At 70.0% G+C, this 18,401-nt stretch carries 20 protein-coding genes; 12 read left to right on the plus strand and 8 right to left on the minus strand.

Annotated elements, in window-relative coordinates:
- Window positions 1–44: 44 nt before the first annotated feature.
- Window positions 45–662, minus strand: a complete 618-nt coding sequence (locus ABZW60_RS32700; protein ID WP_355483441.1) for a TetR/AcrR family transcriptional regulator — start codon at window positions 660–662, stop codon at window positions 45–47.
- A 140-nt stretch (window positions 663–802) separates the two neighbouring features.
- On the opposite strand from ABZW60_RS32700, the gene ABZW60_RS32705 reads away from it, so the two are divergent.
- Window positions 803–2,008 carry a cytochrome P450 gene (locus ABZW60_RS32705; RefSeq protein ID WP_355483443.1) on the plus strand — a complete coding sequence of 402 codons (1,206 nt, stop codon included), beginning with the start codon at window positions 803–805 and terminating at the stop codon, window positions 2,006–2,008.
- Between the two features lie 58 nt (window positions 2,009–2,066).
- Window positions 2,067–3,197, plus strand: coding sequence for a D-alanine--D-alanine ligase family protein (locus ABZW60_RS32710; RefSeq protein WP_355483445.1), 1,131 nt, complete (start codon window positions 2,067–2,069; stop codon window positions 3,195–3,197).
- A 13-nt stretch (window positions 3,198–3,210) separates the two neighbouring features.
- Here ABZW60_RS32710 and ABZW60_RS32715 read toward each other — a convergent pair whose 3' ends face one another.
- From ABZW60_RS32715 to ABZW60_RS32730, 4 genes are all read right to left on the minus strand, one after another.
- A complete protein-coding gene (locus ABZW60_RS32715; RefSeq protein WP_355483447.1) occupies window positions 3,211–4,410 on the minus strand; it encodes a DUF6596 domain-containing protein in 1,200 nt (399 codons plus the stop codon).
- 6 nt (window positions 4,411–4,416) lie between these two features.
- Window positions 4,417–4,833: a YciI family protein gene (locus ABZW60_RS32720; protein WP_355483449.1), complete on the minus strand. Its 417-nt coding sequence runs from the start codon at window positions 4,831–4,833 to the stop codon at window positions 4,417–4,419.
- Window positions 4,834–4,956: 123 nt separating this feature from the next.
- Window positions 4,957–5,520: a DUF3515 domain-containing protein gene (locus ABZW60_RS32725; protein WP_355483451.1), complete on the minus strand. Its 564-nt coding sequence runs from the start codon at window positions 5,518–5,520 to the stop codon at window positions 4,957–4,959.
- Window positions 5,521–5,556: 36 nt separating this feature from the next.
- Window positions 5,557–5,790, minus strand: a complete 234-nt coding sequence (locus ABZW60_RS32730) for an Lrp/AsnC ligand binding domain-containing protein (RefSeq protein WP_198682133.1) — start codon at window positions 5,788–5,790, stop codon at window positions 5,557–5,559.
- A gap of 127 nt (window positions 5,791–5,917) precedes the next feature.
- On the opposite strand from ABZW60_RS32730, the gene ABZW60_RS32735 reads away from it, so the two are divergent.
- The 3 genes from ABZW60_RS32735 to ABZW60_RS32745 are packed head-to-tail and all read left to right on the plus strand — an operon-like array spanning window position 5,918 to window position 8,293.
- Window positions 5,918–6,880 (plus strand): thiamine-phosphate kinase, encoded by a 963-nt coding sequence (locus ABZW60_RS32735; RefSeq protein WP_355483453.1) that lies wholly within the window; start codon window positions 5,918–5,920, stop codon window positions 6,878–6,880.
- A gap of 1 nt (window position 6,881) precedes the next feature.
- The gene (thiD, locus tag ABZW60_RS32740) at window positions 6,882–7,688 is read left to right on the plus strand and encodes a bifunctional hydroxymethylpyrimidine kinase/phosphomethylpyrimidine kinase (RefSeq protein WP_355483455.1); all 807 of its coding nucleotides are present in this window, start codon (window positions 6,882–6,884) and stop codon (window positions 7,686–7,688) included.
- Window positions 7,685–8,293, plus strand: a complete 609-nt coding sequence (locus ABZW60_RS32745; RefSeq protein ID WP_355483457.1) for a DinB family protein — start codon at window positions 7,685–7,687, stop codon at window positions 8,291–8,293. The genes thiD and ABZW60_RS32745 overlap by 4 nt, the downstream gene beginning before the upstream one ends.
- Here ABZW60_RS32745 and ABZW60_RS32750 read toward each other — a convergent pair.
- Window positions 8,290–9,447 (minus strand): ROK family transcriptional regulator, encoded by a 1,158-nt coding sequence (locus ABZW60_RS32750; protein WP_355483459.1) that lies wholly within the window; start codon window positions 9,445–9,447, stop codon window positions 8,290–8,292. The two genes, ABZW60_RS32745 and ABZW60_RS32750, sit on opposite strands and share 4 nt — an antisense overlap.
- A 48-nt stretch (window positions 9,448–9,495) precedes the next feature.
- On the opposite strand from ABZW60_RS32750, the gene ABZW60_RS32755 reads away from it, so the two are divergent.
- The 4 genes from ABZW60_RS32755 to ABZW60_RS32770 all read left to right on the plus strand — a co-directional run bounded on the left by ABZW60_RS32755 (window position 9,496) and on the right by ABZW60_RS32770 (window position 12,869).
- Window positions 9,496–10,116, plus strand: coding sequence for an HAD-IA family hydrolase (locus ABZW60_RS32755; protein ID WP_355483461.1), 621 nt, complete (start codon window positions 9,496–9,498; stop codon window positions 10,114–10,116).
- Entirely contained in the window at window positions 10,113–11,378 is a 1,266-nt protein-coding gene (locus ABZW60_RS32760; RefSeq protein WP_355483463.1) for an MFS transporter, read from the plus strand. Before ABZW60_RS32755 ends, ABZW60_RS32760 begins: the two co-directional genes overlap by 4 nt.
- Window positions 11,379–11,416: 38 nt before the next feature.
- Window positions 11,417–12,259 carry an SMP-30/gluconolactonase/LRE family protein gene (locus ABZW60_RS32765; RefSeq protein WP_355483465.1) on the plus strand — a complete coding sequence of 281 codons (843 nt, stop codon included), beginning with the start codon at window positions 11,417–11,419 and terminating at the stop codon, window positions 12,257–12,259.
- A gap of 127 nt (window positions 12,260–12,386) precedes the next feature.
- A complete protein-coding gene (locus ABZW60_RS32770; RefSeq protein ID WP_355483467.1) occupies window positions 12,387–12,869 on the plus strand; it encodes a GNAT family N-acetyltransferase in 483 nt (160 codons plus the stop codon).
- Window positions 12,870–12,879: 10 nt separating this feature from the next.
- On the opposite strand, the gene ABZW60_RS32775 is transcribed toward ABZW60_RS32770, so the two are convergent.
- Together ABZW60_RS32775 and ABZW60_RS32780 are read right to left on the minus strand one after the other, a co-directional pair.
- Window positions 12,880–14,448 (minus strand): GxGYxYP domain-containing protein, encoded by a 1,569-nt coding sequence (locus ABZW60_RS32775; protein ID WP_355483468.1) that lies wholly within the window; start codon window positions 14,446–14,448, stop codon window positions 12,880–12,882.
- 87 nt (window positions 14,449–14,535) lie between these two features.
- Window positions 14,536–15,156 carry an HAD-IA family hydrolase gene (locus ABZW60_RS32780; protein ID WP_355483470.1) on the minus strand — a complete coding sequence of 207 codons (621 nt, stop codon included), beginning with the start codon at window positions 15,154–15,156 and terminating at the stop codon, window positions 14,536–14,538.
- A 117-nt stretch (window positions 15,157–15,273) separates the two neighbouring features.
- Between ABZW60_RS32780 and ABZW60_RS32785 the strand changes: the two genes are divergently transcribed.
- The 3 genes from ABZW60_RS32785 to ABZW60_RS32795 are packed head-to-tail and all read left to right on the plus strand — an operon-like array spanning window position 15,274 to window position 18,398.
- On the plus strand, window positions 15,274–16,548 hold the full coding sequence (locus tag ABZW60_RS32785) for an ABC transporter substrate-binding protein (RefSeq protein ID WP_355483472.1): 1,275 nt from the start codon (window positions 15,274–15,276) through the stop codon (window positions 16,546–16,548).
- 1 nt (window position 16,549) lies between these two features.
- Window positions 16,550–17,581, plus strand: a complete 1,032-nt coding sequence (locus ABZW60_RS32790; protein ID WP_355483474.1) for a sugar ABC transporter permease — start codon at window positions 16,550–16,552, stop codon at window positions 17,579–17,581.
- Window positions 17,571–18,398 (plus strand): carbohydrate ABC transporter permease, encoded by an 828-nt coding sequence (locus ABZW60_RS32795; RefSeq protein WP_355483476.1) that lies wholly within the window; start codon window positions 17,571–17,573, stop codon window positions 18,396–18,398. Before ABZW60_RS32790 ends, ABZW60_RS32795 begins: the two co-directional genes overlap by 11 nt.
- Window positions 18,399–18,401: the final 3 nt, after the last annotated feature.

Genomic DNA, 18,401 nt, shown 5'->3' on the forward strand with positions numbered 1-18,401 from the left:
CCGGAGCGCGGGGGAGCCCGGGGCGGCTCACGGCACGGCGGAGCTCAGAGGACGGCGGAGTTCGGTACGCCGGGCAGCGGAACGCCGCCGGTGCGCAGCAGGCGCATCGCCTGCCGGGCCATCGTCTTCGCGTCGACCGCACCCGGGTTGTCGACCCAGACCCGGACGACGCTCTCGATGATGTTCATCGCGATCCCCGCCGACAGCGCGGCGACGAACTCGGCGCGGCGCGGGTCGTCGCCGGGTAACCGGCGGTAGAGGACGTCGGCGAGGTCGTTGCGGAAGCGCCAGATCAGCTCGTTGAGATGAGCGCTCACCGAACCGTTCTGCTCGGCGAGGTCGAAGACTGCGCGCACCCGGTCCGGGTTCGTCTCGAGCTGCTCGAGAACCCGCTCGATGACCGCCCGCAGCCCGTCCGTCAGCTCCATCGAGGGCTGCTCGTGGAACCAGCTGACCGCCTCGGCGAGGCAGTCGTCGACGAACTCGAGGACCAGCCCCTCCTTGGTCGGGAAGTACCGGTACAGGGTGCTCGGACCGACCTCGGCCGCCGCCGCGATCTGCTCGACCGTCGTCCGGCCGAACCCGTGGTCGCTGAACAGCTCGAACGCCTTGTCCGCGATCAGCCGGCGGGTCCGCTCCCGCTTCACCTCGCGCAGTCCCATCCAGCACCTCCGCGGGCTGTGTTCGATTCGTACCCGCCCCACCGGCCCGGTCAGGCTACCGCCTCCGACCCGCCGAAGGGGCATTCCAATCCGGAAGCGTCAGCCATATGGTAGTCACTACCAAATTCGAGGGAGAAGCCATGACCGAGAACTTCCCCGTCGGCAGACCGTCCGGCTGCCCGTTCGACCCGGCGCGCGAGTACGCCGGGTACCGCCGTGCCGAGGAGCTCGCGAAAGTGGCCACGCCCGCCGGTGTCGACGCCTACGTCATCAGCCGGTACGACGACGTCCGCAGGCTGCTCCGGGACAGCCGGCTGAGCTCGCGGCCGGCGCCGTCGGATCACGTCGTCCCGGACGCGGACCTGGACCGGGAAGTGGAATCGGGCTCGATCCTGCAGGTGGACGGCGCGGCGCACAAACGCCTGCGCCGGCTGCTGGCGACCGAGTTCGCGGTGCGGCGGATGGAGGCGATGCGGCCGCGGATCGCCGCGATGATCGACGAGCGGATCGACGCGATGCTGGCCGCCGGCGGGCCGGTCGACCTGGTGCGCGAGTTCGCGCTGCCGATCCCGTCCCTGGTGATCTGCGAACTGCTCGGCGTCCCGTACGAGGACCGCGACGAGTTCCAGGAGCGCAGCGCGTTGCTCGTTCGCGTCGACGGCTGGACCGACGAGATCGGGCGGGCCAGTGACGAGCTGAACCAGTACATCGTCGGGCTGGTGCTGGCGAAGCAGGCCAAGCGCGAGGACGATCTGCTGTCGCGGCTGATCACCCGCGGCGAGGAGTCCGGCAGCCCGCTGAGCCTGGAGGAGCTGGTCACCGTCGGGGTCACGCTGCTGATCGCCGGGCACGAGACCACCGCGAACATGATCGCGCTCAGCACGCTCGCGCTGCTGCGGAACCCTGATCAGCTCGCCAAGCTGCGGTCCGATCCGGCGCTGGCGCCCGCTGCCGTCGAGGAGCTGCTGCGCTACCTGTCCGTCGTGCATTTCGGGCTGTTCCGGCAGGTGACCGACGAGCTGCCGGTCGGATCGTCGACGATCGAGGCCGGCGGGTTCCTGATCGCGGCGCTGTCGTCGGCGAACCGCGACGAGACGGTGTTCCCGGACCCCGACCGGCTGGACGTGGAGCGGGAGGCCGCGGCGCATGTCGCCTTCGGATTCGGGCCGCACCAGTGCCTCGGCCAGCAGCTGGCGCGGGTCGAGTTGCAGGAGGTCTTCACCCGGCTGTTCGCGCGCATCCCGACACTGCGACTCGCTGTGCCGTTCGAGGAGATCGACTACAGAAACAACACGCTCGTGTACGGAGTGACAGCGTTGCCAGTCACCTGGGACGCGCCGATCTGAACATCTCTTAACCGAACCCCGGTCGGAACCTGATCGCCGGGCCGCTACAGTCGAGCCGGTGAGTGAGTACTCAGAAGGTCAGCGCAAGCCCCGGGTCGCCGTCGTCTTCGGCGGCCGGTCGAGCGAGCACGCCATCTCGTGCGTGACCGCGGCGAACGTCCTGCAGGTCATCGACCGGGACAAGTACGACGTGGTCCCGGTCGGGATCAGTTCCAGCGGGCACTGGGTGCTGGAGAGCGGAGATCCCGAGCGGCTGTCGATCACCGACGGCAAGCTCCCGGAGGTCGACGTGACCGCGCTGCCGGTGCTGTTCGGCGCCAACCGTGAACTCGTGGTGAGCGAACCCGGCCAGGTGCCGAGCACGCTCGGCGCGGTCGACGTGGTCTTCCCGCTGCTGCACGGACCGTGGGGTGAGGACGGCACCATCCAGGGCCTGCTCGAGATGTCGGACATCCGGTACGTCGGCTCCGGCGTCCTGGCCAGCGCGGTCGGGATGGACAAGCACTACATGAAGGTGGTCTTCCAGGGCGCCGGGCTCGAGGTCACGCCGTACGTCGTGATCCGTGACCGGGACTGGATCCGGGACCCGGCCGCGTGCCGCGAGGCGGTCGACGCGCTCGGCTACCCGGTGTTCGTGAAGCCGTGCCGGGGCGGGTCGAGCCTCGGGATCAGCAAGGTGAACGGCCCGGACGAGCTCGACGAGGCGATCGCGGTGGCCCGGGCGCACGACCCGAAGGTGATCGTCGAGGCGTCGGCGAAGAGCCCGCGGGAGATCGAGGTCGGGGTGCTGGGCGGTCTCGCCGGCCGCGACCCGGAGGCCAGTGTCTGCGGCGAGATCGCGGTCTCGGGCGGCGGGCACGACTTCTACGACTTCGAGACCAAGTACCTGCCGGAGGGCGAGGAGTACACGGCGCTCTCGGTGCCGGCCGACCTGCCGGTCGAGATCGCGAACGAGATCCGCGCGAAGGCGCTGATCGCGTTCGACGCGATCGAGGGTGAGGGGCTGGCCCGGGTGGACTTCTTCCTGGACGCCGACAACCGGGTGATCATCAACGAGATCAACACCATGCCCGGCTTCACGCCGACCAGCATGTTCCCGCGGCTGTGGGCAGCCTCCGGCAAGGACTACGCGACCCTCGTCGAACACCTCCTCACCCTGGCCATGACCCGCCCGACCGGCCTGCGCTGACCCAGCAGCGCTTCTAGAGCTTGGCGGCGCGGGCGCGGAGGTAGCGCTGCTGGGGGACGCTCGTCGTCCGGCTCGCCGCCTCCTCGTACGCCGTGCGTGCGCCGGGCGCGTCACCTGACATCTCCAGCAGATGTGCCCGGACCGCCGACAGCCGGTGGTCGCCCGCGATCCGCTGGTCGTGCTCGATCGAGCCGAGCAACGCGAGCCCCGCGTCCGGCCCGCGCGCCATCGCGACCGCGACCACGTGGTTGAGCGCCACCATCGGATTGTCGGTGAGCCCCAGCAACACCTCGTACAACGCGACGATCTGCGGCCAGTCCGTCTCCTCGGCGGTCGGCGACTCGTCGTGCACCGCCGCGATCGCCGCCTGCAACTGGTACGGCCCGACAGGCCCCCGCGGCAGCGTGGCCGTGATCAGCGCGACGCCCTCGCGTATCAGCTCCGGGATCCACAGCGACCGGTCCTGCTCCGCCATCGGCACCAGCTCGCCGAGCGGGCCGGTCCGCGCCGGCCGACGGGCATCGGTGAGCAACAGCAACGCCAGCAACCCGGCGACCTCGGCGTCGTCCGGCAGCAACCGGTGCAGCATCCGCGCCAGCCGGATCCCTTCGGCCGCCAACTCGACCCGCTGCAGGCTGGGCCCCGTCGTGCTCGTGTAGCCCTCGTTGAAGATCAGGTACACGACCTTGAGGACCGCGCCCAGCCGCTCGTCCCGGTCGGCCGGCATCGTGAACCGCGCGCCGCTGTCCTGCACCGTCGTCTTCGCCCGGGTGATCCGCCGTGTCATGGTTGCCTCCGGCACCAGGAACGCCCGGGCGATCTCCGCCGTCGTCAGACCGCCGACCGCCCGCAACGTCAACGCGATCTGCGACGCCGGCGACAACGACGGATGACAGCACAGGAACAACAGCACCAAAGTGTCGTCCGTGTCCCCGACGGGGTCACCCTGCGGCGCCCAGGCGGCGACCCGGTCCTCCCGCCGCTGACGGGCCTGCTCCCGCCGGAGCAGATCCGTCAGCCGGCGCGAGGCGACCGTGATCAACCATCCGCGCGGACTGTCGGGCACCCCGTCCACCGGCCACTGCTGCGCCGCCGCGAGCACTGCCTCCTGCACCGCATCCTCAGCCGTGTCGAAATGCCCGAACCGCCGGACCAGCGCCCCGAGAACCTGCGGCGCCAGCCCCCGCAACAGCTCGTCGGGAGCGCCACTCATGTCCGGTCACTCCACCAGCTCGTCGCGGCCCTCGACGATCGGCCGGATGTCCGCATACGCCGTGGCGCGGACGAACTCGGGCGCCGGGGTGTCCCCGAGCCGGGAGGCGATCTCGGTCGCCCGGTCGAACGACTCGCACTCGACGATCCAGTAGCCCGCGAGGACCTCCTGGGTCTCGGCATACGGCCCGTCGGTCACCACCGACTGCCCGTCCTTCGACCCGATCCGCCGGGTCAGCACGGGCGCCGCCAGCCCGCGCGTCTCGACCAGCTCGCCCGACTCGACGAGGTCGTTGGTGAACTTCTCCATGAACGCCCCCATCGCCGCGAAGTCCTCCGGCCGCCAGGCCGGCTTCCCGGTGTCCTTCCCCGCCATACCGTCGTAGTCCTGCTGTGACGCATACGTCAGGATCATGTACTTCATCAGCTTCTCCCGTCGTCCGAGCACCCACCACCGGGCACTTCCACCCGAGACGTCGCCCCCGCGCGCCGCAACCGGACACGAACCAGCAGACGAATTTCGATCTCGCCAGGGAGTATGCCGCTGTCAGGTGCAGGGCGTGACGAGTTTGTCGAACTTGTGGACGGCGTCGGAGACGTCGGTGAGTGCGTTCGCCTCGGGGGAGTACTTGGACGGGACGGCGACCTCGAAGTAGATGGTGCGGCCGATCGTGGTGAAGATGAAGCCGTTCTCGACCTGTTTGGCGAACCAGCCGACGCCGTTGACCTCGAAGCACTGGGACTGGGCCTCGGCCATGCCGGCGGGTGGGCTGACGCCGCAGGTCATTTCGATCGGCGGGTCGCCGTACGCCGCGGTCAGCGGGCTTTTCGGGGAGGTCTCGCGACGCTCGGCGTCCAGGACCTTCGCCGGGAGGGCCTTGACCAGGTCAGCGCAGGCCGCGGCGACCTCCGGCGCGGGGGAGGGGACGGGTACCGGCGTCGCCCCCGGACTGCACGCGGCGATCAGCAACAGACCGAGACCCGCACACACGACCCGTGCGGCGTGAGCGGGGGAGACACCCGAGCGGGCGAGCCGGGCCGCTCCAGCCCGTGCCGCACCCGGTCGGGGTGCGTGGGGCCGGCGCGGGTCGGTGGGCTGGTGGTTCGGCATGTCGAGACGGTGGCGGGTCCCCGAGGTGATGGTGGGTCAGATGTGGACGACGGGGCAGGTCAGCGTGCGGGTGATGCCGGGAACGTTCTGGACCCGGGCAACCACCAGTTTGCCCAGTTCGTCGACGTTGCGGGCTTCCGCGCGGACGATCACGTCGTACGGACCGGTGACGTCCTCGGCCAGGGTGACGCCCTGGACCTCGGCGATCTGTGCGGCGACGTCGGCCGCCCGGCCGACCTCGGTCTGGATCAGGATGTAGGCCTGGACCACCACGTCGTTCTCCACTCAGTCGTCCTCAGCTGGCTCCAGCCACAGTACTGCCAGGTGGCTGGGCGTACTCGTTGCCCGGTCACGGTACCGCCTAGACTCCGGTCAGCGATATGGGAGGTCTGCTGACGTGACAGAGACGTTGGGGAGCACGGGTGAGTTCGGCCTGATCGCGGCCGTCACCAAGGGGCTGTCCAAGAGTGAGGACGTCCTGGTCGGTCCTGGCGACGACGCGGCCGTGATGGCGGTGCCGGACGGCCGCATGGTGATCACGACGGACCTGCTGGTCGAGGGCCGGCACTTCCGCCAGGACTGGTCGTCGGCCTACGACGTGGGCCGCAAGGCCGCCGCGCAGAACCTGGCCGACGTGGTGGCGATGGGTGCCCGCCCGACCGCGCTGGTGGTCGGTTTCGGCGGCCCCGCCGACCTGCCGACCGCCTGGGCCCTGGAGTTGAACCAGGGCCTGGTCGACGAGTGCGAGCTGGTCGGGGCGAGCATCATCGGCGGCGACACGGTCCAGTCCGACAAGATCGTGGTCTCGGTGACCGCTTTCGGCTCGCTGGACGGCCGTGCGCCGGTGCTGCGGTCCGGTGCGCGTCCGGGCGACGAGGTCGCGTACGCCGGCCGGCTGGGCTGGGCCGAGGCGGGCTGGGCGGTGCTCGCGCGCGGGTTCCGCTCGCCGCGGGCCGTCGTCGAGGCACACCGGCGCCCGCAACCGCCGTACGCCGAGGGGCCGCGGGCCGCGCTCGCCGGCGCCTCCTCGCTGTGCGACGTGAGCGACGGGCTGCTGTCGGACCTCGGTCACATCGCGACGGCGAGCCAGGTGATCATCGACGTGCACACCAAGGCGCTCTCGGTGCCCGAGCCGCTGCAGGCGGTGGCCGCGGCGACCGGTGTGGACGCGCTGCGGTTCGTGCTGACCGGCGGCGAGGACCACGCCCTGGTCGGCACCTTCGAACCGGCCGACGTGCCCGAGGGCTGGACCGTGATCGGCTCGGTTGCTGAGGGCAACGAGGAGCGCCCGCCCGGGACCGTGACCGTCGACGGCGCGCCGTATGCTGCGGAGACAGGACACGCCCATTTCAGGAGTTGAGATGCCGCCCCCCAGAGTGCTGACGATCGCCGGTTCCGACTCCGGTGGCGGTGCCGGCATCCAGGCGGACCTGAAGGCGATGCTCGCCAACGGCGTGCACGGCATGAGTGTGCTGACCGCGATCACCGCGCAGAACAGCCTCGGCGTCCAGGGCGCCTGGGAGCTGCCGGAGGAGCAGGTGCGCGCGCAGTTCCGCAGCGTGGTGGACGACATCGGCGTCGACGCGGTGAAGACCGGCATGCTGGCGTCGGAGTCGATGGTCCGCGTCGTCGCGTCGCTGCTGCGGACGCTGCCGCCGGAGGTGCCGGTCGTCGTCGATCCGGTGTCGGTGTCCAAGCACGGTGACGCGCTGCTCGCGGCCGACGCGATGGAGGCCGTGCGCACGGAGATCGTCCCGCTCGCCACGGTCCTCACGCCGAACCTGACCGAGCTCGGACCGGTCTCCGGCATCGACCTGGAGACCGTCGAGGACCGGGAGCTCGCCGCGAAGGCGCTGCTCGAGGCGGGAGCGTCCTGGGTGCTGGTGAAGGGCGGCCACGACGTCGGTACGGCGTCCGTCGACGTCCTGCACGGTCCGGGTGTGCGGCGCGCGTACAGCGCTGTCCGGGCCGACAACAGGCACACGCACGGCACGGGCTGCACGCTGGCCAGCACCATCGCGTCGTACCTTGCTCGTGGGTACGACGTGCCGAGTGCCGTGGGCGCGGCGAAGGAGTATGTGACCGGTGCGATCGCGGCCGGGTTCGCGCTCGGCGGCGGCATCGGCCCGGTCGATCACGCGTGGAGATTCCGAGGGAGTGCCAGTTGAGCAAGCAGCAGCCCCCTGTCGACGGGTACTGCGAGCAGTGCGGTTTCAACTACGACACGGGTGACCTGCAGGGCACGGTGACCCTGCTCATCCGGCAGTCGGCGGACTGCAGCATGGCACTGACCAAGGCCGCGGCCGGGCCGGACCCGGATGTGGTGCGGCTGCGCCCCGAGCCCGAGGTGTGGTCCGCGATCGAGTACGCGTGCCACGTGCGCGACGTCCTCGAGGTGCAGCGGCACCGGATCGCGCAGTGCCTGGCCGAGGACCGCCCGGTGTACGCGCCGATGGACCGCACCGGCCGGGTGAAGCAAGAGAAGTACGAGAACCAGGACCCGATGGAGGTCGCCGCCGCCCTGGTCCGCTTCGCCAAGGACTTCGGCGCCGCGGCCCGCGTCCTCCGCCCGCAAGAGCTGGGCAAGCTCGGCCTCTACAACTACCCGGTCCGCGCACCCCGCACGCTCGGCTGGATCATCCGCCACACCGCCCACGAGATCCAGCACCACCGCCACGACATCGTCGAGATCCTGGCCAAGGTCGAACCCCCGATCGTCCCCAAGCCGCGCGTGGAAGAGCCCGAGGAAGAAGTAGTCGAGGTCGCCGACTAACGCTGGGCGACCCAGGCTGCGACGGCCGGTTCGCTGGTGAGTTGGTCGAGGGCCAGGGCGGCCGCGCCGCGGAGGGGGCCGTCCGGCTGGTGGGTGGCGGGTAGCACTGGTGGGGGAGCGGTGCGGTGGAACGTCATCAGGCCGCCCTGGTATGCCTCGGCGAACGTGTCCTCGGCTGCGGCGCGCAGGGGGATCGCCAGGCCTCCGATGGTGACTACGTCGGGGTCGTGGGCGTTGACGAGACCTGCGATGCCGTAGCCGAGCGCTGTGACCACCCTGGTCACGGCAGCGCGCGCGGCGCGGTCCGTTCGCCGGAGGACCTCTTCCGTGTAGGCAACGGGGTCGTCCGGCGTCGGCTGCTTGAGGTGGCGTGCCAGGGCGCGTCCGTCGATCTCCAGGTCCCAGCAGCCGCGCGCGCCGCACGGACAGGGGCGAGAGCGGTCTCCGAAGGGCATGTGGCCGTACTCACCGCCGGCACCCGACGCGCCCTGTGCCGGTACGCCGTCGATCAGCAGCGTCCCGCCGATACCGACCTCGATGATCAGGTGCACCGCCGTACCCGCTCCGGCTGCAGCGCCAGTACGAGCTTCCGCAACGCCGCTGAGTGTTGCGTCGTTGCCGGCGAGTAGGGGCACGCCTGTGCCTTCAGTGACCTGTGTGAGGTCCAGCTCCGCCCACTCCAGAGTCGGGGCCTGCATCAGGTGGTTGTCGCGCACCGTGCCCGGTACGGCGAGGCTGACCATCTGCAGCCGAGACCCGTACCGCTGCTTCGCCTGCTGCACCTCACGCCGCAGGTTCTTCATCACGACCTGTGCACGCCGACTGCGATGACGGTTGAACTGCGGGTCCTGCAGCGATCCGTCGAGCGCTACGACAGCACTGCGCCAACTGCTCTGCCGAAGGTCCAGCGCCAGCACCACAGGGCCTTGAGGATGCGGCTGCAGCACCGTTGTCGGCCGGCCACGTCCCTGACTCGGGGCGGGTACCTCGGTGAGCAGGTGTACGTCGCGTAGCCGGGCCGTCACCTCGGTCGCCGACCCGGTGCTCAGCCGCAACGCCCGTGCGACCGCGGCCCGGGTGATGCCGGGCTGACGCGTGAGCTGGGTCAGGACGTCCGCAGCCGTCTGCCACTGCCCCCGGCGCACTGGAGTCATCGGTGTCCTTCCCGTTATGCTCGGAGGACGAGTTTAATGGGAGGGGTCATGGAGATCCGGGACATCCGCGCCGTCCTGTTCGACATGGACGGCACTCTGGTCGATTCCGACGCGGTCGTCGACCGGAGCTGGAGCCGTTGGGCGACCGAGTTCGGCCTGGTACCGGCCGAGGTGCTCGCGGTCGCGCACGGCAACCCGGCGATGGCGACCGTGGCGCACTTCCTGCCCGACGCGTCGGCCGCCGAGCGGACCGCGGCGTGGGCCCGGGTGTTCGATCTCGAGGTCAACGACGTCGACGGCGTGGTGGCGAAGCCGGGTGCGATCGAGCTCCTCGGCACGCTCGAGCGGATCGGCCTGCCGTGGGCGGTCTACACCAGTGCGCCGGACCAGCTCGCCAAGGTCCGGCTGAGCGCGGCCGGGATCGCGCCGTCGGTCCTCGTCACGGTCGACGACGTCACTCGCGGCAAGCCGGACCCCGAGGGGTACCTGCGGGCGGCCGAGCTGCTCGGCGTACCCGTGGCCCGCTGCCTGGTGGTCGAGGACACGGTGGTCGGGTTGTCGGCCGGGCAGGCCTCGGGCGCGCTGACGGCCGGTCTGAAGGGCATCGCGGCGGACATCGAGCTGCCGGACCTGCACCGCCTCGACGCGCTGTTCAAAGGTCTGGAATGAGCGCGCAGGCTCCGGTGCAGGCTGGGGCGCGCGCCGACGAGGTGCGGATCGGTGTCGCGCTGTCGGCGATGGGATTCGTGCTGGCCGGGCTCGGCGCGTGCGTGGCGATCCTCGCGCGGGACCTCGACGAGCCGACCAGCCGGCTGGCGTTGCTGTCCTCCGGGTTCGCGGTCGGGCTGCTGCTGGTGGCGGTGGTCGGCCCGCGGATGCTCCGGCGGTGGCAGATGCCGACGGTGCTCGGGCTCGGCTCGGTCGTGTGCGCGCTGGGCGCGGTGCTCATCGCGGTCGCCCCGGCGTACGGCGTCGCGATCGGCGGCGGTCTGCTGGTCGGTCTCGGTGGGGCGCTGCTCGTCCTGGTTGCTCCACTGATGCTCAACGGTCCTGCCGCTGCCGCTCGGCTGAGCCGGGTCAACGCGGTCGCCAGCGGGACCGGGATCCTGGCGCCGCTGGCGATCGGCACCCTGGACGGTCTGGGCCCCAGCGGGCGGCTGGCAATGCTCGCCGCCGCGCCACCACTCCTCGCACTCGCGATCCTCACCCGCCCCAAGGGCGTACGAGGCCCGAGACACGACGCTGAGCCGTCCGCCAGGAGCACGGGCCGACAGGTCGCGGACACGCGGCTCGACGCCGGGGACCGCGGCGAGGAGCCGGCGCTGCCGGTGCTGATCGACTCCGCTCCTGCCGTCGGGCTCGGCCGGAAGTGGCGGCGGGTAGGCCGGCGGGTTGTGGTCGACGTGGGCGTGGGCTGGTTGCGGGTCGTGCTCGCCGTGGCCGTGGAGTTCTGTTTCGTGGTCTGGGCGGTGGCTCGGCTGGTGGCTGCCGGCCTGCCGACGGCGACGGCGGCGCTGCTGGGCAGTGCGTTCCCGATCGGCATGGCGGTCGGCCGGGCGATCGGCCCGATCCGGTGGCGTGGCTGGTCGCCGGTGTTCCCGTCCGGCCTGCTCGCGGCGTGCGGCACCTTGCTGGTGAGCATGGTCGACGTACCGGCCGTGGTCGCCCTCGGCCTGGTCGTCGCGGGTCTCGGCGTCGCCCCGCTCTACCCGGTGACGCTCGCCGCCCTCGTCGCCACTCCCGGTCTCAGCTCGGCCCGCCTCGCCGCGGTCGGTGCGATGGCCTCCGGTACGGCGATCCTGGTCGCGCCGGCGCTGCTCGCCGTCCTCGCCCGGGTCGTCGACCTGCGGACGGCGTACCTGGTGACGCTGCCGCTCATCGGCGTACTTCTTCTGCTGAGCCGTCGATCTGACCGGGCCGCGTTCGTGTAGGGGGTGAACGAGCCCGAACCGACGAACGAGGTGGCGTGATGCCTGAACTGAAGCTCCTGCTGGACGGCCTGGCCTTTCCCGAGTCCGCGCGCTGGCACGACGGCCGGCTGTGGTTCTGCCACTGGATCGAGCAGCAGATCGTCGCGGTCGACGCGGCCGGTAAGGCGGAGTTCTTCGAGGCGCCGGTCGAGCGCCTGATGGGCTGGTCGATCGACTGGCTGCCGGACGGCCGGATGCTGGTCACCGGCGACAAACTGCGCTGCTACGAGCCCGACGGGTCGATCACCGTGCTCTCCGAACAGGGCGCGAACGAGATCGTGGTGGATGCCCGGGGCAACATCTATCTGAACGGTGCGGACTTCGACTTCGCCGGTGGCGAGCCGCCGGTGCCCGGCTGGATCAAGCTGGTCACACCGGACGGCCAGGTGCGCCAGGTCGCCGGTGACATCGACTTCCCGAACGGCATGGTGCTGACGCCGGACGGCCGGACGCTGGTGATCGCGGAGTCGTTCGCCGGGCGGCTGACCGCGTTCGACGTCGACCCGGACGGCGGGCTGTCGAACCGCCGCGTGTACGCCGAGAACCTCGGGCCGGACGGCATCGTGCTCGACGCCGAGGGCGCGATCTGGTCCCAGACCGGCGATGAGGGCGTGGTCCGCGTCGCCGCGGGCGGCGAGATCCTCGAGCGCATCGACCTACCGGAGAACCGGGCGCCGTTCTCGCTCACCCTCGCGGACTTCGACGGCCCGACGCTGTGCGTGCTGACCGCGGAGTGGCGGATGAACGAGAGCATCGCCGACAACCTCGGCCGGCTGACGAGCGGGCTGCGGACCGGCCAGGTGCACACGATTCCGGTCGCCGTACCGCCGGTTGCTCGCTAGCATCACGGGCATGGAGTGCTTCGCGGCCGGGCGTACCCGGCGCTGATCCCGGCCTGTCGCTGCCTGCGCGCGTGCGACGGGCCGGTCGCGCCCTGCCCGTCCACTTCACTCGTGAGAGGCACACTCCATGCACATCCGTTCGTACGTCGACAGCGATCTGGCCCGGCTCGTCGACCTCACCATCGACACGTTCGGGCCGTTCTACGAGGAGTCGTTCCGGCCGCTGGTCGGTGACCTGATCTTCACCCGCCAGCACGGCGACTGGCGCGGCGACTACCGCAAGCAGCTGCCCGGGTTGCACGATCCGGCGTCGCGCAAGTACGTCGCGGTCGCGGACGTCGACGGCGTGCCGGCCGGGTACGTCGCCTGGCATCTCGACACCGATCGCCGGCAGGCAACGGTCGAGCTGCTGGCGGTCGCCCGGGAACACCGGCGCTCGAACCTCGCGACCGCGCTGTGCGAGCACGCGTTCGCGGCGATGCGCGCCGGGGGAGCGCAGTACGTCGAGATCGGCACCGGCGGCGACGACTTCCACGCCCCGGCCCGGGCCTTCTACGAAAGCCTCGGCTGCGTGAAGCTCCCGGTCGCGGTGTACTTCCGGGAGCTCTGACGCCTCTGAGCTAAGGCTTGGCGTGCGTGCCGACCATCCGGACCAGGGTGTCCGGCGGGACGACCTTCACGTGGGGTGCGAGGCCGTCGACGACCGAGAGCACGTTGTCGACGGACTTGCTCCAGGCGTGCCACACGACGATCGAGTAGCCGGCGGTCGAGAACGGGTTGCGGGTCGCCGCGTTCAGCTCGGCGGTGACCGACGCCTCGTCGGCGCCGTCGAGCCCATCCCAGAGCATCGTCCGCGCGGCGATCACCGGCTTGCCCTCGGACCAGACCACCTTGCCCTTGAGGCCGTCGTACCGCGAGTACTCGAGGTAGATCAGGCCGTCGATCTCCGGCCGCTTCAGGTACGACGACCACAGCCGGGTGTTCTCGAACGCGTCGAAATCGATGATCTGGGCAACGGACAGGTCGGCGCGGCCCATCGCCCGCGCGAGCGACGCGGTGTGCTTGTCCAGCGCGCCGGCCGGGTAGCGGCTCGGGTACATGTACCCGCCGCCGGACGGGCCGACGACCCAGCGGTCCTTCACCGACTGGTCGTAGAACCAGCGCATCACCGACGGCGCCAGGTCGATCAGCGACGGCGAGATGCCCCAGCCCAGATCCACCTCACCCCGCCGCGGACTGCCGAACCATCGCGGATCGGTCGGGAAGTCCCCGAGCGCCCACTGGATGTTGTCCCCGTCGGTGATCACGAAGCTCACGTAGTGCGCGGCAGGATCCGGCGCCTGCTCGAGGGTGCGGCCGCGTTGGGTCAGCCGGTCCTCGTGGATGCCCGACAGGACCGACAGGTTGCGGGCGTGGTCGGCGGGCAGGGCCTTCACGCCGGCGCTGGAGTTCGGGCCGATGAAGCCGTCCTCGCCGGCCGAGGCGTCGCCCCAGCCGATCACCGTGCCGTCGTCGTCCAGCGCCTCGACCACGGTGGCGCGGAACTCCGAGTTGCCGTCGAAGAAGGCGAGCGCCCCCGCCATCGTGGCGTAGTCCCGCAGCCGCTCCGGGATGTCCGCGCGCTGCTCGACCACGACGTCGTGCCGCAGCCGGGGCCAGTACGTCTCGAACACCCAGCGGTCGTCCTTGTCCCGCACGTCCAGGACCTTGCGCAATCCGTTCCGGATCGCGAGTGCCTCCAGGCTCTCCTCGACCGCCACGGCGCCCGTCACGCCGGCGAGCGTGGTCGCGACGTTGACCGACGGGGTGCCCGCACGGAAGAGAACATATCCGCGGACGCCGGACCGGCCGACGGTTGTCCACAGGTCGCCGGTGCGCGCGCGGACGCCGTACCGCGACACCAGGTCGTCGAGCCAGTGCTGGTACCCGAGCCCCGGAAGGTTCAGGTACAGCGACTCGCCGCCGCGGCGCGCCAGCAGGCCCTGCAGCGTGGTCGCCAGGGTCCGCTCAGGCAGGCTCAGCGAGCTCTCGGTGAGAACGTTCAGCACCCGCGGCCGCCGGCCCTTCGGGTACGCCGACGGCGCGGGTGCCGAGGCGCCGAAGGCGAGTGACGGCGAGACCGTGGCGGCGAGTCCCAGGCCGGCGGTGAGACCCAGGGCGTGGCGGCGGGAAAGTCGGCGATCGGACATGTGGTGCCTCCAGGGAGCGGCTGGTGGACTGTCCTACGTTGTCAACAGGGGGCGACGATGCCACAGCCCCCACGCCGTCACAAGACCTCAGGCCGGAATCGGCAGGCCGTGCCGCCGAAGCAGGTCCGCCAGGGCCGGTACGCCGGCCGACAGGTCGTAGTACTCCGCCCGCAGCCCGACGCTCAGCGCACCGGCCACGTTGTCTTCGTTGTCGTCGATGAACAGCACGGACGGGGCCGGCGCCCGGAGAGCGCCGAGGATCGCCCGGAAGTACGCCGGATCCGGCTTCGCCAGGCCGAGATCGCACGAGTAGAACGTCTGGTCGAACCACGCGCCGTACCCGCGCTCGTCCTGCATGATCGTCCGCCGGTACGCCTGCTGGTTGGTCGCGAGGTGACACCCGACGCCGGCCGCGCGCAGCGACTGGATCAGCGAGATCACCCCGGGCTCCGCCTCGAACCAGCTCCACGGCTCGAGGGCGTCGTCGAGCGTCGCCGGCGAGTTCCAGCGCCGCAGGACGTCGGCCACGGCGTCGCGGAAATCGCCCTTCCCGACCAGTGCCGGCTTCTCGGCCAGCATCAGGTCCGCGACGAACGCCTCGCCGTCGGCGGGGACGAGCGCGGTCAGTCGCGTCCACCAGTCCCGGGACGGGCGCTGGACGACCCCATCGGCATCGAAAAGGACGGCGGAGACGGCGGGTGAGCTCATGGTGTCATCTTGTCATCGGACCTTGACCGGTTCAGTCGGTATGCGCTTACCTAATGGCTACGTAAACATATGTGGACACCTTCCGGCGAAATCCAACAGAAAGCGCCAGGTGAGGCTATGACCCTGAGCAGAAGGCACTTCCTCGCGGCCGGCTCCGCCATAGCCGCCGCGAGTCTCACCGGCTGCGGATCCCGCAGCTCACTGGGCGGATCGCACGAGCTCAGCATGTGGACGTGGGTCGGGTCCGTCAACGACGACCTGATCGGGCAGGCGGAGCAGGCGATCCCGGGGTTCGACGCCATGAAGCTGGCGATGACCCGGATCGGCTCGAACTACAAGACCAAGGTGCTGACCGCGCTGGCCGGCAAGTCCCTCGTCCCCGACATCGTCGCGATCAACGACGACGTCGCCACCTACTTCCCGAACTCCGACCAGTTCCACGACCTGTTCGAGCTCGGCGCGAAGGACCTCGAGAAGGACTTCCTGCCCTGGAAGTGGAAGCTCGGGATCACTCCGCAGAACAAGATGATGGCGTACCCGATGGACACCGGGCCGACCGCGCTGTTCTACCGCAGCGACGTCTTCACCAAGGCCGGTATCGACATCGACCCGGCCGCGGTCGCGGAGCTCGCGCCCGACTGGGACACCTACATCGCGCTCGGCAAGAAGCTCAAGCAGGCCGTGCCGGGCTCGGCCATCACCGACAACATCAGCGGGATCTTCGACTACCGGATGGCGCAGCAGCCCAAGCGCTACTGGTCCCCGGACGGGCAGTACCTCGGCGATCAGGACCACGTCCGGCAGGCATTCGACCTGGCCGTCCGGGTCGTCGAGGAAGGCCTCTCGGCGAACGCGCAGAACTCGACCGACAAGAACGCGGTCGTCACCAACGGCAAGCTCGTCGCGTACAACGCGGCCGTCTGGTGGGCCCAGCTCGGGCCGAAGAACGCGGCGCCGAAGACCAAGGGACTCTGGCGGGTGACGGCGGCTCCTGGTGGCGCCGGCAACCGCGGCGGGTCCTTCCTGGCGATCACGAAGTACTGCAAGAACCCCGAGGCCGCGTTCGCGTTCATCAGCTGGCTGGAGTCGGCGAAGAACCAGGCGCAGGCGTTCCTCGACCCGGTGCTGTTCCCGTCGACACCGGCCAGCTACACCGACCCCAAGCTCGCGGCGCCCGACCCGTTCTTCGGCGGCCAGCAGATCGTCGACGTGTTCGCCGAGTCCGCGAAGAAGTACCCGGGCGCGTTCTTCTCGCCGTACGACAGCATCATCGGGACGCCGATCGGCAAGGAACTGGTCAACGTCGAAGCCTCCGGCAAGGACCCCGACGTCGCCTGGGCCGACGCCCAGCGCCAGATCGAGCGCGAACTCACCCGGGCGGGGGCGATCTGAGATGGCCGTGACGAGCAAGACGATCCCAGCCGCCGTCACCCCGGCCGCGACCGCGACCGAGAAGCCGCCGAACAAGTACCGGCAGGCCTTCCCGCAGTACGCCGCTGTCTCGCCCTTCTTCATCCTGTTCGCGATCTTCGGCGCGTTCCCGGTGCTGTTCTCGATCTGGATCTCGTTCCACTCCTGGGACGGCATCGGCGACATGAAGTGGGTCGGGCTGGAGCAGTACCACTACCTGCTCAGCGACGCCACGTTCTGGAAGACGATCGGCAACACGCTGATCATCTGGGTGCTGTCGACGGTGCCGATGCTGTTGCTCGCGCTGGTGATCGCCAACGCGCTGCACAACGCCACCCGGCTGCGCACCTTCTACCGGATCGCGTACTTCATCCCGAACGTCACCTCGGTGGTCGCGATCACCCTGGTGTTCGGGTCGATCTTCAGCAACAACTTCGGCCTGCTGAACGCGTTCCTGCAGTCGATCGGGCTCGGCCAGGTCGAATGGCTGACCCAGCCGTGGGGCATCAAGATCGCGATCGCCACCATCGTCACCTGGCGCTGGGTCGGCTACAACGCGATCATCTACCTGGCCGGCCTGCAGGCGATCTCCGCCGACGTGTACGAGGCCGCCAAGGTCGACGGCGCCAGCCCGCGGCAGACGTTCTGGCGGATCACCGTGCCGATGATGCGGCCGGTCATCCTGTTCACCGCCGTCACCTCGACGATCGGCGGCCTGCAGATCTTCACCGAGTCGCGGGTGCTGTTCGGCGACACCAACAACATCGGCGGCCCCGGCGACGCCGGCCTGACGATCGTGTCGTACCTGTACCAGAGCGCGTTCATCAACAACCAGTTCGGGTACGGCGCCGCGATCGGCTGGGCGCTGTTCGTCCTGATCGTGCTGTTCAGCATCATCAACTGGCGGCTGATCGGCGGCACCGACGAGGAACGCCTGACCCGACGCGCCGCTCGGCGGGTGGAACGCAGGATCGCAGCCCAGAATGCCAAGAGGGAGGCCGCAGATGTCCATTGAGCGCGTGCGCACCGCCGTCGGTCACATCGTGCTGATGCTCGGCGTGCTGGTCTCGCTGTTCCCGTTCTACTGGATGGTGGTGATGGCCTCCAACACCACCCCGGACATCTTCAGCTATCCGCCGAAACTCCTGATCGGCTCGCACCTGTTCGAGAACATGGGCAAGGTGCTCGACAACATCGACTTCTTCGGCTCGATGCTGCTCACGCTGATCGCGTCGCTCGGCGTCACCGTGCTGGTGCTGTTCTTCGACTCGCTGGCCGCGTTCGCGTTCGCGAAGTACCAGTTCCCCGGCCGGAACCTGCTGTTCGGGATCCTGCTCGCGACCTTCATGATCCCGACCCAGCTGTCGCTGGTGCCGCAGTTCGTGACGCTCGCCGAGTTCGGCTGGATCGGGTCGCTGAAGGCCCTCATCATCCCGGGCGCGGCCAACGCGTTCGGGATCTTCTGGATGCGCCAGTACGCCAAGGGCGCCATCCCCGACGAACTCATCTCGGCCGCCAAGGTCGACGGCGCCGGATTCTTCCGGCAGTACCTCACCGTCGGCCTGCCGGTGCTCCGGCCCGGTCTGGCCTTCCTCGGGATCTTCACCTTCATCAACGTCTGGAACGACTACCTCTGGCCGCTGATCGTGATGACCGACCCGAACCGCCTCACCCTGCAGGTCGCCCTCGACCAGCTCAACGGCATCTACGGCACCGACTACTCAATGGTGATGGCCGGTGCGCTGATGAGCGTCATCCCCCTGATCGGCGTGTTCCTGATCGGCGCCCGCTCCTTCATCGCCGACCTGGCCGCGGGGGCCATGAAATTCTGACCT

It is taken from the genome of Kribbella sp. NPDC003557 (assembly GCF_040610805.1).
In the GTDB taxonomy this organism is placed as follows: Bacteria; Actinomycetota; Actinomycetes; order Propionibacteriales; family Kribbellaceae; genus Kribbella.

What these genes read in the sequence shown, in the direction of transcription:
- ABZW60_RS32700 (WP_355483441.1), bottom strand. Translation starts at nt 662, where the DNA reads ATGGGACTGCGCGAGGTGAAGCGGGAGCGGACCCGCCGGCTGATCGCG.
- ABZW60_RS32705 (WP_355483443.1), top strand. Translation starts at nt 803, where the DNA reads ATGACCGAGAACTTCCCCGTCGGCAGACCGTCCGGCTGCCCGTTCGAC.
- ABZW60_RS32715 (WP_355483447.1), bottom strand. Translation starts at nt 4,410, where the DNA reads ATGAGTGGCGCTCCCGACGAGCTGTTGCGGGGGCTGGCGCCGCAGGTT.
- ABZW60_RS32720 (WP_355483449.1), bottom strand. Translation starts at nt 4,833, where the DNA reads ATGAAGTACATGATCCTGACGTATGCGTCACAGCAGGACTACGACGGT.
- ABZW60_RS32725 (WP_355483451.1), bottom strand. Translation starts at nt 5,520, where the DNA reads ATGCCGAACCACCAGCCCACCGACCCGCGCCGGCCCCACGCACCCCGA.
- thiD (WP_355483455.1), top strand. Translation starts at nt 6,882, where the DNA reads ATGCCGCCCCCCAGAGTGCTGACGATCGCCGGTTCCGACTCCGGTGGC.
- ABZW60_RS32750 (WP_355483459.1), bottom strand. Translation starts at nt 9,447, where the DNA reads ATGACTCCAGTGCGCCGGGGGCAGTGGCAGACGGCTGCGGACGTCCTG.
- ABZW60_RS32755 (WP_355483461.1), top strand. Translation starts at nt 9,496, where the DNA reads ATGGAGATCCGGGACATCCGCGCCGTCCTGTTCGACATGGACGGCACT.
- ABZW60_RS32760 (WP_355483463.1), top strand. Translation starts at nt 10,113, where the DNA reads ATGAGCGCGCAGGCTCCGGTGCAGGCTGGGGCGCGCGCCGACGAGGTG.
- ABZW60_RS32765 (WP_355483465.1), top strand. Translation starts at nt 11,417, where the DNA reads ATGCCTGAACTGAAGCTCCTGCTGGACGGCCTGGCCTTTCCCGAGTCC.
- ABZW60_RS32770 (WP_355483467.1), top strand. Translation starts at nt 12,387, where the DNA reads ATGCACATCCGTTCGTACGTCGACAGCGATCTGGCCCGGCTCGTCGAC.
- ABZW60_RS32775 (WP_355483468.1), bottom strand. Translation starts at nt 14,448, where the DNA reads ATGTCCGATCGCCGACTTTCCCGCCGCCACGCCCTGGGTCTCACCGCC.
- ABZW60_RS32780 (WP_355483470.1), bottom strand. Translation starts at nt 15,156, where the DNA reads ATGAGCTCACCCGCCGTCTCCGCCGTCCTTTTCGATGCCGATGGGGTC.
- ABZW60_RS32785 (WP_355483472.1), top strand. Translation starts at nt 15,274, where the DNA reads ATGACCCTGAGCAGAAGGCACTTCCTCGCGGCCGGCTCCGCCATAGCC.
- ABZW60_RS32790 (WP_355483474.1), top strand. Translation starts at nt 16,550, where the DNA reads ATGGCCGTGACGAGCAAGACGATCCCAGCCGCCGTCACCCCGGCCGCG.
- ABZW60_RS32795 (WP_355483476.1), top strand. Translation starts at nt 17,571, where the DNA reads ATGTCCATTGAGCGCGTGCGCACCGCCGTCGGTCACATCGTGCTGATG.